The sequence below is a fragment of the Scandinavium sp. genome, from assembly GCF_051650185.1.
Taxonomy (GTDB): Bacteria; Pseudomonadota; Gammaproteobacteria; order Enterobacterales; family Enterobacteriaceae; genus Scandinavium.
On sequence record NZ_JBOFIN010000094.1, the window covers coordinates 65,096 to 77,485 of the forward strand.

Below are 12,390 nucleotides of genomic sequence, written 5' to 3' on the forward strand. Positions count from 1 at the left end.
GTGCAACTCAGTTATCCCATGCGTGTGGGGCAAACAGATAGCCCTTATTGCGCACAGTTTTAATGCGATAAGGTTCCGTCGCACTGTCGAGCAGCTTTTTGCGCAAGCGGGAAATCGCTACGTCGACGCTGCGATCCATCCCGTCATAGGTCACGCCCCGCAGGTTTTTGAGCAGCGCATCGCGGTCCATAATTTGTCCGGCGTGGGTGGCCAGTTCCCACAGCAAATCAAAATCAGCGGTGGAAAGCGTGACGTTTTCACCGCTGAGAAGCACCTGGCGGTTGATCGGATCGATAGCCAGCGTACCAAAGCGAATGGCTTTGTGGGGTGTCAAACCAGAGGCTGGCTTTTCACTGACTGGCATGGCGACGCGCTGACGTAAATGCAGGCGTAAACGCGCAAGCAAAACAGCCGGTGGGGTGGTTTTGAGAATATAGTCACTGGCGCCCATTTCCAGCGACAAAATATGGTTCATGTCGCTGTCGAGCGAGGTGAGAAGCACGATCGGGCCTTGCCACTGGGCACGCAGATCGCGGCAAATGGTCATCCCGTCTTTTCCGGGGAGCATAATATCCAGCAGAACCAGGTCTGGCTGTTCACGCAGAACAACGTCTTCTGCGCGGTCACCGCGTGGTTCAACGATAACATCAATATCATGCTTGCCGAGGTAGGCGGCGATCAGCGACCCGACTTCCGGATCATCTTCCACAAAAACGATCTTATTCATATCCGCTATGCATATCGAAAAAAAGTAAAATACACCGACAAAATGCGGGGTGCCATTAATCTTTCATAAACAATGTAACTTCCGTTATCCTGCACACATTCATGAAATGAATTTCAGGCTGGAAAATGGCATTACTGATTAAAGCCCTGTTGGGCGCGCTGGTGGTGTTGCTGATTGGCGTGCTGGCGAAAACAAAAAATTACTACATTGCCGGGCTCATCCCGCTGTTTCCCACTTTTGCGTTGATTGCACACTATATCGTCGCCAGCGAGCGCGGCACCGAAGCGCTGCGCACGACGATTGTTTTCGGCATGTGGTCAATCATTCCTTATTTTCTTTATCTGCTGTCGCTGTGGTATTTCACTGGTTTTATGCGCCTGCCATGGGCACTGGCAGGCGCAGTGGCGTGCTGGAGTTTAAGCGCCTGGTTGTTGATCAGCGTCTGGAGTCGTTTTCACTAACGCAGAGGACGGCCGCCATCCACGCCAAATGAGCGTCCGGTGACATAGCAGCTGCTCAGCAGATACTCGACCAGCTCGATAATCTCTCTCTCGCCGGGCTCGATTTTCATCAACGACTTGTTCAGCGCCTGCTGGCGATAGTCTGCGTCATCATGCTCATTGAACAGGATAAGCGCAGGCGCAATGGCGTTAACTTTGACTTCCGGAGCCAGTTTGCGGGCAAACGAACGGGTCATATTATCGAGAGCGGCCTTGCTGGCGGCATAGGCGATGTGCTTATCACTGCCTTTTTCCACCACGTAATCGGTGAAATGGATAATGTCGCCTGCCGCGTGGCCGTGACCGCGCAGAAGGGGCTCCAGAGCGTGGTTCAGCAGATAAGGGGCGTTGACGTGAATTTGCATCATCTGCTGCATCACATCGGATAAAGACAGACCCGGCTTTTCAGGCACCCAGGCGCTGGCATTGTGAATCACCGCGCGGAGCCCGTCGGTCCGAGACTTCACCTGTTCAGCAAAAGCCAGAATCCCTTCGTCGGTCGAAAAATCAGCGGGGAGGCACAGCGCGCCTGCCTTTTCGAGCACGCCGATGGCGTCATAGCGCGTTCGATAGCTCACGATGACGGGCTGTTGCTGATTGATAAAATGATGGGCAAGGGCGAGGCCGATACGGCGGCCTCCACCGGTAATCAGGACTGGGCGGGTTTTACGTTCCCCCATCGTTCTCTCCTTAGCGTCGCGATGGGGGACCGTTGTCACCCCACTAACATCCACGTTGCCGGTACAGCGGCAACCAGTAAAAAGCCAATCAGTGCCATTTCACGGCGCTTGAGCGTTGCATTCAGCTCATGAGTACGTCGTGCATAAATAAACACCAGCAGGCCTGGCGCATACAGCACCACGGACAGCAGCAGATGCATTGGCCCTGAAGCATACAATAACCATAAGCCATAAATGCAGGCCCCGACACCCACGGCTTTATGCAGCGGACGAGTCGCCATCTTCAGCAGGAACGCGCCCACCAGGAAGTAAGGCACCAGGATCATCTCTGAAGCGATGGTCAGCAGCGTATTATAGTCTGAACCGGTAAGCCAAATCAGAATCAGGCACACCTGAACGCTGATATTTGTGAGCCACAGCGAAGAGGAGGGCGCATTGTTTTTGTTCTGGCGGCCAAACACTCGCGGAAACGCTTTATGCGTCGCCGCAAGGTACGGCACTTCTGCTGCCATAATCGTCCAGCTCAGGTAAGCGCCACAGACGGAAACAATCAGTCCGGCAGCAATAATTACCTCGCCCCAGGACCCCATCATGCGCACCATCAGGCCCGCCATCGAAGGGTTACGCATTTCGGCAAGCTCAGGACGGGGCACCACGCCGAGCGACAGCAATGTCACCAGCAGATATACGCTAAGGGCTGAGAGCACCGCCAGCAAGGTTGCGCGTCCAACATCTTTCTTATTACGCGCTCGCGCAGAAACCACCACAGCTCCTTCTACACCAATAAATACCCACAGCGTAATGAGCATGGTGTTTTTGACCTGTTCCCACACCGGCACGCCGAGTGCGAGGCCGCTGAAATCGAGGCTGAAGGTATCGCTACTGAACGCTTTCGCTGCCAGCACAATAAACAAGCCGAGAGGAACCAGCTTCGCCAGCGTCGCAACCAGGTTAATGCTGGCGGCGGTTTGCACACCGCGCAGCACTAAAAAGTGGACGAACCACAGCAGAAATGAGGCGCCGACCATCGCCTGCCAGGTATTGCCATCCCCGAACAGGCGTAACTCTGGCGTATCGGTAAAGAAGCTCAGCGCCGAGAAGACGATAACGAGGTAAGAAACGTTGGCAATCACCGCGCACAGCCAGTAACCCCAGGCGGAACAGAATCCTATTAACTCGCCGAACCCTTCACGCGCATAGGTAAAGATGCCGCCATCCAGGTCCGGGCGGATGCGTGTCAGCAGCAGCATCGCAAACGCCAGGAATAAAATGCCCACACCCGTAATGGCCCAGCCAATGAGCAGTGCAGAAGGGCTGGCCACTTCGGCCATGTTCTGCGGCAAACTGAAAACGCCCGCGCCCAGCATCGAGCTGAGAACCAGGGCCGTCAGGGCACTAAGGCCGAGTTTCTTTTCCATTGGCATCCTGTTGGAAGAAGGGTGAAAGCCAGAATATTTATTTGGTTAAAACGCATAAATAGGGGGAAATGCGCTAAGTCGCGGGATTTTACGGAGTGTGCTGCTGGCATGCAACGCCTGGTGCCAGAAAAAAACAAAAAAGGCAGCCGAAGCTGCCTTTCACTTATCTAAAGAAACTTATTTGTACAGATCTGCGCTGATGGTCATGTTGCCACCACGTTCCTGCCACTGGCGGGTAATGTGGTAGAACTTCGCGCCTTTCTTCGCGGCACGCTTCGCAACCTGATAGGAGATTTCCGTCATGTTGCCGAAGTTACCGGTGAACTGAACGCTGTCAAACGGCACCATCTGTGCCGCGGCAACTTTGTTCAGTTCTTCAATTTTGGTGCCATCCGGCAACGTGACAGCGTAACGTCCGCCTTTAGAGGACTGGGTTTCGAAGAAGCGACCCACGCCTTCGCTGGAGCCCACGGTGGAAGAAGACGCTACGCCTGGGATTTCGACGGTGGCGGCAGTTGCACCACCCGCAGCCAGAGCGGCTTTACCCGCCTGAGAGTTTGCAGGAATGGCATCTGCGCTCTGAACCACACGTTTTTTCGCATCGGCTTTATAAACGTAAGCGGTGATACGCTGGTTACCGCCGCCGTTCGCATCAACCTGGCGCACAATAAAGAAGGATGCAGCGTCTTTCTGTTTTGCGGCTTTGGCGATGGCAGAGTTAACGTCAGGCTGGCTGCGGTAGAAGCCCTGAACGGTTACGGTGTCAAAAGGTTCAAGCTGAGCGGCCTGGTCTTTCGGCAGTTCCATCACGCCGTCAATGATGCGGTTTTTCGGCGCATCGGCTTTCGGGGCATCTTCTTTGTAAAAATCGGCGGTCACACGCCAGTTACCGCTGCCGGAAAAATCGGACGTATCGACAACATAGAAGGACGCTGCGCCTTCTTTATCAGCTTTACGGGAAACGGCCTGAACGGCATCACCAATAGCATTAAAACGACCGGTGATAACCACACGATCGTACGGCTTGAGGGCTGCCGCTTGCTCCGGCGTTAACTCGGTGGCGGCAAAGGCGCTAAATGCCGTTGCAGACAGAAGAGCGGACGCCAGGAGGGTGTTCTTAAGCTTCATAAAAATAATCCTTCGCCTTGCGCAAACCAGGTACTGGTAGTTGTTAGTGACTAAAACGCCGATGATTATTGCATTTAAATAACGTGACTGTCTGCGGGATTTTGTTCATCTTGTGCGACTGCTTTAACAAGGCGCGATAACTTTTCATGATATGTTGCAGAAACAGGCCGTTGACCAGCAAAACCGATAATCAATATGACTTTTATAAGTTAATGTAATGTTAAAATCCTGAAGCACTGCCGAGAATAATCACGTTTTGCCGCTTCGCTTAAGCGATTTATCAGGCCTGCGGGTGAAAATCAGGTAAATATTGCTACCTGAGAGCGGCGCAAGTCAGTTTTCCCTAATAAAATCAAAATTACTTTTTCTGGCTGTGGATCACGGCGGTTATTTTCAGTAGGTTATAGAAAGTTTGTTACCGTTTTATTTTTCCGGGCGCTTCGCCTCTCAGCCACTGCATGCGGCCAGGGACGGAACCCGACGTTTTAACAAACCATCATTACTCTCCGATGGAAGGGAAAACTATGCGTATTGCAGTACCTAAAGAGACGCTGGCCCTTGAAACCCGAGTGGCAGCCACACCGAAAACGGTGGAACAATTGCTGAAGCTCGGTTTCACGGTCGCCATTGAAAGCGGGGCGGGCAAGCTTGCGAGCTTCGAAGATCGCGCCTTTACCGAAGCGGGCGCAGAGGTGGTCAGCGCGGCAGAAATCTGGCAGTCCGAAATTATTCTGAAGGTGAATGCGCCGACTGAAGCAGAAATTGCGCTGCTAAACCCGGGCACCACGCTGATAAGCTTTATCTGGCCAGCCCAGAACCCTGAGCTGATGGCGAAACTGGCCGAGCGTCAAATTAACGTGATGGCGATGGATTCCGTGCCGCGTATTTCCCGTGCGCAGTCGCTGGATGCCCTGAGCTCAATGGCTAACATCGCCGGCTATCGCGCGATAGTGGAAGCCGCTCACGAATTCGGCCGCTTCTTCACCGGGCAAATCACTGCGGCAGGTAAAGTGCCGCCAGCCAAAGTAATGGTCATCGGTGCTGGCGTGGCCGGTCTGGCTGCCATTGGCGCTGCCAACAGCCTCGGCGCCATAGTGCGTGCCTTCGACACTCGTCCGGAAGTCAAAGAGCAAGTGCAAAGTATGGGCGCGGAATTCCTCGAACTGGATTTCGAAGAGGAAGCAGGCAGCGGCGATGGCTATGCCAAAGTGATGTCCGAAGCGTTCATTAAAGCCGAAATGGCGCTCTTTGCTGCCCAGGCGAAAGAGGTCGATATCATCGTCACCACGGCGCTGATCCCAGGGAAACCAGCACCAAAACTGATTACCCGCGAAATGGTCGATTCCATGACGCCGGGCAGTGTGGTTGTTGACCTGGCTGCGCAAAACGGCGGTAACTGCGAATACACCGTGCCGGGCGAAGTCTTTACCACGCCTAATGGTGTGAAAGTGATCGGTTATACCGATCTGGCCGGGCGTCTGCCGACGCAGTCTTCTCAGCTTTACGGCACCAACCTGGTGAACTTGCTGAAACTGCTGTGCAAAGAGAAAGACGGCAACATTACTATCGATTTCGATGATGTGGTTATCCGCGGCGTGACCGTGGTGCGTGAAGGTGAAATCACCTGGCCTGCGCCACCGATTCAGGTTTCTGCCCAGCCGAAAGCCGCTGCAAAAGTTGAGGCTGAACCTGTCGAACCGGCAAAACCGGCTTCTCCATGGCGTAAATATGCGCTGATGGCGCTGGCTATTATTCTGTTCGGTTGGCTGGCTGACGTGGCACCGAAAGAATTCCTCGGTCACTTCACTGTCTTCGCGCTTTCCTGTGTTGTGGGCTATTACGTGGTGTGGAACGTGTCGCATGCGCTGCATACGCCATTGATGTCGGTGACGAACGCCATTTCCGGGATCATCGTGGTCGGTGCTTTGCTGCAAATTGGGCACGGCGGATGGGTGAGCTTCCTGAGCTTCATCGCCGTACTGATTGCCAGCATCAATATTTTCGGTGGCTTCACCGTGACTCAGCGCATGCTGAAAATGTTCCGCAAAGGGTAAGGGGTAACACATGTCTGGAGGATTAGTTACAGCTGCATACATTGTTGCCGCGATCCTGTTTATTTTCAGTCTGGCGGGGCTTTCAAAGCACGAAACCTCGCAGCAAGGGAACTATTTCGGTATCGCCGGGATGGCGATTGCGCTGATTGCCACCATTTTCGGGCCAGAAACCGGCAACGTCGCGTGGATTCTGGTTGCGATGATTATCGGCGGCGCGATTGGTATTCGTCTGGCGAAACGTGTCGAAATGACCGAAATGCCTGAGCTGGTAGCGGTGCTGCACAGCTTCGTCGGTCTGGCGGCGGTGCTGGTGGGCTTTAACAGCTACCTGTATCACGAACCGGGTCTGGAGCCGATTCTGGTCAACATTCACCTGACCGAAGTGTTCCTCGGCATCTTCATTGGTGCAGTGACCTTCACCGGGTCTATCGTGGCGTTCGGCAAACTGCGCGGGAAGATCTCTTCTAAGCCGCTGATGCTGCCAAATCGTCACAAGATGAACCTCGCGGCGTTGGTGGTTTCCTTCCTGCTGATGGTGGTGTTTGTTCGTACTGAAAGCACTGGCCTGCAGGTGATGGCGCTGCTGATCATGACCGTAATTGCCCTGGCGTTTGGCTGGCATCTGGTGGCCTCCATCGGTGGCGCAGATATGCCTGTCGTGGTGTCGATGCTGAACTCCTATTCCGGTTGGGCTGCTGCGGCGGCAGGTTTCATGCTGAGCAACGACCTGCTGATCGTCACTGGTGCGCTGGTCGGTTCTTCGGGTGCCATTCTGTCGTACATCATGTGTAAGGCGATGAACCGTTCGTTCTTCAGCGTTATTGCGGGTGGTTTCGGTACGGATGGATCGTCTACCGGCGCAGATGAAGAAGTCGGCGAGCACCGTGAAATCAGTGCAGAAGATACCGCTGATATGCTGAAAAACTCTCAGTCGGTGATCATCACCCCGGGCTATGGCATGGCAGTGGCGCAGGCACAATATCCGGTAGCTGAAATCACCGAGAAGCTGCGTGCTCGTGGTATCAAAGTGCGCTTTGGTATTCACCCGGTTGCGGGCCGTCTGCCAGGGCACATGAACGTGCTGCTGGCGGAAGCCAAAGTACCTTACGACATCGTGCTGGAAATGGATGAAATCAACGATGATTTCAGCGACACCGACACCGTGCTGGTGATTGGCGCGAACGACACCGTGAACCCGGCGGCGCTCGACGATCCGAAGAGCCCAATTGCCGGCATGCCAGTGCTGGAAGTATGGAAGGCGCAGAACGTTATTGTCTTCAAACGCTCCATGAATACCGGCTACGCAGGCGTCCAGAACCCGCTGTTCTTTAAGGACAACACCCACATGCTGTTTGGCGATGCTAAAGCCAGCGTGGATGCGATTCTGAAAGCGCTGTAATCCGTCATTTTTTGATGCTTAAAGCCGTCTTCCGGTAAAAGGAAGACGGCTTTTTTGTTATGATGGCGGTCACATTTCGAAGCAGGCTGCAGCAAAAGGGAGAGCAGGGTGTTTTCAGATTTTGGTGTACTGAATTACTGGACCTATCTGGTCGGGGCGATTTTTATCATTCTGGTGCCTGGGCCAAACACGTTCTTCGTGCTTAAAACAAGTGCGGCGTATGGCATTCGTACCGGCTATCTCGCGGCGCTGGCCGTGTTTATTGGCGATGCCGTGCTGATGTTTCTCTCTTATGCGGGCGTCGCGACGCTGATTAAAACCACGCCTGTGCTGTTCAATATTGTGCGCTACCTTGGCGCGTTTTATCTGCTGTATCTCGGCGTGAAAATGCTGTGGTCGGTCATCAAACAGCAGGGCGGCCAGCATGAACATTCCACCGATCAGCGCAGCACCATCTTCAAACGCGCGCTAACGCTGAGCCTGACGAATCCGAAAGCCATTCTGTTCTACGTGTCGTTTTTCGTGCAGTTCATCGACGTTCACGCCACCACGCCGGGTCTGGCATTCCTGATCCTCGCGGTCACGCTGGAGATGGTCAGCTTTATCTACCTGAGTTTCCTGATTGTGTCAGGTACGCTTGTGACACGCTTCGTAGGTAGCCGCAAGAAGCTGGTCAAGCTTGGCAACAGTTTGATTGGCTTAGTCTTCGTCGGGTTTGCTGCTCGTCTCGCTTCTCTGCAGTCGTAAAAATAAAAAGATGCTGGTCAGCGACCAGCATCTTCACGTCACCACCCGGGTTTCACCTCAGTCATTCGTTAGCCTTTCCTGTTATCTTTTCTATCAATGCGTTCGCCTCACTCTGCTTTACGCAATAGGTTTTGCCGGTTCGGGTTGCCGAAGCGTTGAGACATCCGCTCTCGCTGCCGTAGGCACCAATCACTGCGGCCTGGTTCATGTCATTGTTCAGCGAAACAATAAGGATGAGATAATAAAGAGAAGTCATAGTAAGAGGACAAACATCCATTCTGTCTATCGAAAGTGGTGAGCGGCAGTGTAGCGCTACCGCTTATCCGGCGTGCAGTCCATATCCGGATACTCCTTCATGAAAATTATCATTGCATATAAACAGATATTCAGAAGTTATTAATGTGATAGTATACCCCCCTACAGTATATGGAGGGCGCAATGCCGCATTCACCTGAAGACAAAAAGCGTGCTTTGACGCGGGTTCGTCGCATTCGCGGGCAGGTTGAAGCACTCGAACGGGCGCTGGAGTCTGGCGAGCCGTGTCTCACCATTTTGCAACAGATCGCCGCTATTCGTGGGGCTACCAATGGCCTGATGGGCGAAATGGTGGAAATGCACCTGAAAGATGAGCTGGTGGCGGGCGAAACCACTGAGGATCAGCGCGCTGTTCGCATGGCGGAAGTCGGCCATCTGCTACGATCGTATTTAAAATAACTGACAACAAGGGAAGAGACGGAAGATGAAATCACGTGCTGCAGTTGCGTTTGGCCCAGGCCAGCCGCTGAAAATTGTTGAAATCGACGTCGCACCGCCGAAAAAGGGCGAAGTGCTGGTGAAAATCACCCACACCGGCGTGTGTCATACCGATGCTTTTACGCTGTCGGGCGATGATCCGGAAGGCGTATTCCCGGCTGTGTTAGGTCATGAAGGGGGTGGCGTGGTGGTTGAAGTCGGTGACGGTGTCACAAGTCTGAAACCTGGCGATCATGTTATCCCGCTGTACACCGCCGAATGCCGCGAATGTAAGTTCTGTAAATCCGGTAAAACCAACCTCTGTCAGGCGGTTCGCGCGACCCAGGGCAAAGGCTTGATGCCAGACGGCACCACGCGTTTCTCCTACAACGGTGAGCCGATTTATCACTACATGGGCACCAGCACCTTCAGCGAATACACCGTGGTGGCAGAGATTTCACTCGCCAAAGTCAACCCACAGGCTCCGCTGGATAAAGTTTGTCTGCTGGGCTGCGGCGTAACGACCGGTATCGGTGCGGTTCACAACACGGCAAAAGTGAAAGAAGGCGATACCGTCGCGGTATTTGGCCTGGGCGGTATCGGTCTGGCGGTGATTCAGGGCGCGGTTCAGGCGAAAGCAGGCCGTATTCTGGCCATCGACACCAACCCGGAAAAATTCAAACTGGCGGGTGAAATGGGCGCGACCGATTTCATCAACCCGAAAGACTACGACAAACCGGTTCAGGACGTGATCGTCGAACTGACCGACGGCGGCGTGGACTTCAGCTTTGAGTGCATCGGTAACGTTAATGTGATGCGTGCGGCGCTGGAATGCTGCCACAAAGGCTGGGGCGAAAGCGTGATTATCGGCGTCGCAGGCGCGGGTCAGGAAATCAAAACCCGTCCGTTCCAGCTGGTGACAGGCCGCGTGTGGCGTGGTTCTGCATTTGGCGGCGTGAAAGGGCGCACCCAGTTGCCGGGCATGGTGGAAGACGCGATGGCGGGCAAAATTAACCTCGATCCGTTTATCACTCACCGTCTGCCGCTCGATCAGATTAACGAAGCCTTTGATCTGATGCATGAAGGCAAATCTATCCGCACCGTTATCCATTTCGGCGATAACTAAGCCTCGGGCCAGCGGGTCATACCGCTGGCTTTAACGCGAATTGTCCAAAGTGTGACCGGTGTAGCGCTTTTACCGGTAAGCAATCTCCCAATCAGGCCGATGACAATCTTACGGGCGTGTGAGTACGCCTCTTACAATAAGAGAGTCGAGAGCCATGGAAAAATCAGCCGCAGGGCTTAAGCCGCAAACTGTCAGTTTCTTACATCACATTCGTCTGGTTCCGCTGTTCACCTCCATTCTTGGCGGTATCCTGCTGCTGTTCGCGTTAAGTTCAGGTCTTGCGGGCTACTTCCTGCTGCAGGCGGACAGGGATCAGCGCGACGTCACCAAAGAGCTGGAAGTCCGTATGGGGCTTTCCAACAGTTCGAACCATCTTCGTACTGCACGTATCAACATGATCCACGCCGGGGCCGCCAGCCGTATTGCCGAAATGGATGACATGAAGCGCAATATCGCCGAAGCCGAACAGCGGATTAAAGAGTCTCAGGAAGGCTTTAAGCAGTATGTGAATCGTGACGTGAAAACCCCGGCTGATGAAGCCCTGGAGGGTGAAATCAATAAGCGCTTCAACGATTACGTCGCCGGTTTGCAGCCAATGCTGAAATACGCCAAAAACGGCATGTTTGAAGCCATTATCAACCACGAAAACGAACATGCGCGTCAGCTGGATTCGGCCTATAACGACGTGCTGACTAAGGTCATTCAGATCCGCAGCGATCGTGCTCGTCATCTGACCGAAACCGCGCACAGCCGCACGCAAATGGGGTTAGCCTTTATGGTTGGCGCGTTTGCCTTTGCGCTGGTCTTAACGCTGTTAACTTTCGTCGCCCTGCGCCGCACGGTGATTAATCCACTGAAACGCGCCTTGCACCGCATCGAACAAATTGCCGATGGCGATTTAACCCTCGCTGATGAACCTACCGGACGCAGTGAAATCGGCAAACTGAGCTTCGACTTGCAAAAAATGCAGCACGCACTGGCCGACACCGTGGGAACGGTACGTCAAGGCACCGAAGAAATTTACCGTGGCACCAGTGAAATTTCCGCAGGTAACACCGATCTCTCTTCACGCACAGAACAGCAAGCAGCCGCCATCGAAGAAACGGCCGCCAGCATGGAACAGCTCACCGCGACGGTGAAACAGAACGCTGATAACGCACACCATGCCAGCAAACTGGCGGAAGATGCTTCCGGCAAAGCGACGCGCGGCGGGCAGATTGTCTCTGGCGTGGTCTCTACCATGGGCAACATTTCAGCCAGCTCGAAGAAAATCTCTGAGATCACTGCGGTGATTAACAGCATCGCCTTCCAGACCAACATTCTGGCGCTGAATGCCGCGGTTGAAGCGGCACGTGCGGGTGAGCAAGGCCGTGGCTTTGCGGTGGTCGCCAGTGAAGTTCGCACGCTGGCAAGCCGTAGTGCTCAGGCCGCGAAAGAGATTGAAGGGCTGATCAGTGAGTCCGTCACGCTGATTGAGCGCGGCTCTGGTGAAGTGGTCGCGGCGGGCAGCACCATGAGTGAAATCGTCGATGCCGTAAAACGTGTCACCGACATCATGCTGGAAATTGCGGCGGCCTCCGACGAACAGAGCCGTGGCATTTTGCAGGTGAGCCAGGCGATCACTGAAATGGACAATGTCACCCAACAGAACGCCTCGCTGGTGGAAGAGGCTTCAGCCGCAGCCGGTTCGCTGGAAGAGCAGGCGGCACGCCTGACCGAAGCGGTGGGGGCGTTTCGTCTTCAGCACGCAAGCAAAGTGAACGCCTCGCCGGTTCAGCATACCAGTACTACCTATGTGCCTCAGCGCCCGGCGCTGGCTGAAGGGGATAACTGGGAAACGTTCTGATTAGAACGAGTAAGGCTGAAAAAGGGACCGCAA

The 12,390-nt window shown here is 54.1% G+C and carries 11 protein-coding genes; 7 read left to right on the forward strand and 4 right to left on the reverse strand.

Going from position 1 to position 12,390, the window contains the following annotated elements:
- Window positions 1-7 precede the first annotated feature (7 nt).
- The gene (rstA, locus tag ACRCWW_RS12155; protein WP_438682641.1) at window positions 8-727 is read right to left on the reverse strand and encodes a two-component system response regulator RstA; all 720 of its coding nucleotides are present in this window, start codon (window positions 725-727) and stop codon (window positions 8-10) included.
- A gap of 125 nt (window positions 728-852) precedes the next feature.
- Between rstA and ACRCWW_RS12160 the strand changes: the two genes are divergently transcribed.
- Window positions 853-1,188 (forward strand): GlpM family protein, encoded by a 336-nt coding sequence (locus tag ACRCWW_RS12160; RefSeq protein WP_438682642.1) that lies wholly within the window; start codon window positions 853-855, stop codon window positions 1,186-1,188.
- Here ACRCWW_RS12160 and folM read toward each other — a convergent pair.
- The 3 genes from folM to ydgH form a co-directional block, all read right to left on the reverse strand.
- Window positions 1,185-1,907 carry a dihydromonapterin reductase gene (gene folM / locus ACRCWW_RS12165; protein ID WP_438682643.1) on the reverse strand — a complete coding sequence of 241 codons (723 nt, stop codon included), beginning with the start codon at window positions 1,905-1,907 and terminating at the stop codon, window positions 1,185-1,187. The genes ACRCWW_RS12160 and folM overlap by 4 nt on opposite strands.
- Before the next feature lie 35 nt (window positions 1,908-1,942).
- Window positions 1,943-3,325 (reverse strand): amino acid permease, encoded by a 1,383-nt coding sequence (locus ACRCWW_RS12170; protein ID WP_438682644.1) that lies wholly within the window; start codon window positions 3,323-3,325, stop codon window positions 1,943-1,945.
- A 177-nt stretch (window positions 3,326-3,502) separates the two neighbouring features.
- Complete coding sequence (gene ydgH, locus ACRCWW_RS12175; protein WP_438682645.1) at window positions 3,503-4,453, reverse strand: DUF1471 family protein YdgH; 951 nt, start codon at window positions 4,451-4,453, stop codon at window positions 3,503-3,505.
- Window positions 4,454-4,977: 524 nt separating this feature from the next.
- On the opposite strand from ydgH, the gene pntA reads away from it, so the two are divergent.
- The 6 genes from pntA (at window position 4,978) to ACRCWW_RS12205 (ending at window position 12,357) form a co-directional block, all read left to right on the forward strand.
- Window positions 4,978-6,507, forward strand: a complete 1,530-nt coding sequence (gene pntA / locus ACRCWW_RS12180) for a Re/Si-specific NAD(P)(+) transhydrogenase subunit alpha (protein ID WP_438682646.1) — start codon at window positions 4,978-4,980, stop codon at window positions 6,505-6,507.
- A 10-nt stretch (window positions 6,508-6,517) separates the two neighbouring features.
- The gene (gene pntB / locus ACRCWW_RS12185) at window positions 6,518-7,906 is read left to right on the forward strand and encodes a Re/Si-specific NAD(P)(+) transhydrogenase subunit beta (RefSeq protein WP_438682647.1); all 1,389 of its coding nucleotides are present in this window, start codon (window positions 6,518-6,520) and stop codon (window positions 7,904-7,906) included.
- 108 nt (window positions 7,907-8,014) lie between these two features.
- Window positions 8,015-8,653, forward strand: coding sequence for a leucine efflux protein LeuE (leuE, locus tag ACRCWW_RS12190; RefSeq protein WP_438682648.1), 639 nt, complete (start codon window positions 8,015-8,017; stop codon window positions 8,651-8,653).
- 438 nt (window positions 8,654-9,091) lie between these two features.
- Entirely contained in the window at window positions 9,092-9,367 is a 276-nt protein-coding gene (locus tag ACRCWW_RS12195) for a metal/formaldehyde-sensitive transcriptional repressor (protein ID WP_438682649.1), read from the forward strand.
- A 25-nt stretch (window positions 9,368-9,392) separates the two neighbouring features.
- A complete protein-coding gene (locus ACRCWW_RS12200) occupies window positions 9,393-10,511 on the forward strand; it encodes an S-(hydroxymethyl)glutathione dehydrogenase/class III alcohol dehydrogenase (protein WP_438682650.1) in 1,119 nt (372 codons plus the stop codon).
- A 154-nt stretch (window positions 10,512-10,665) separates the two neighbouring features.
- The gene (locus ACRCWW_RS12205) at window positions 10,666-12,357 is read left to right on the forward strand and encodes a methyl-accepting chemotaxis protein (RefSeq protein WP_438682651.1); all 1,692 of its coding nucleotides are present in this window, start codon (window positions 10,666-10,668) and stop codon (window positions 12,355-12,357) included.
- The last annotated feature ends 33 nt before the right edge of the window (window positions 12,358-12,390 follow it).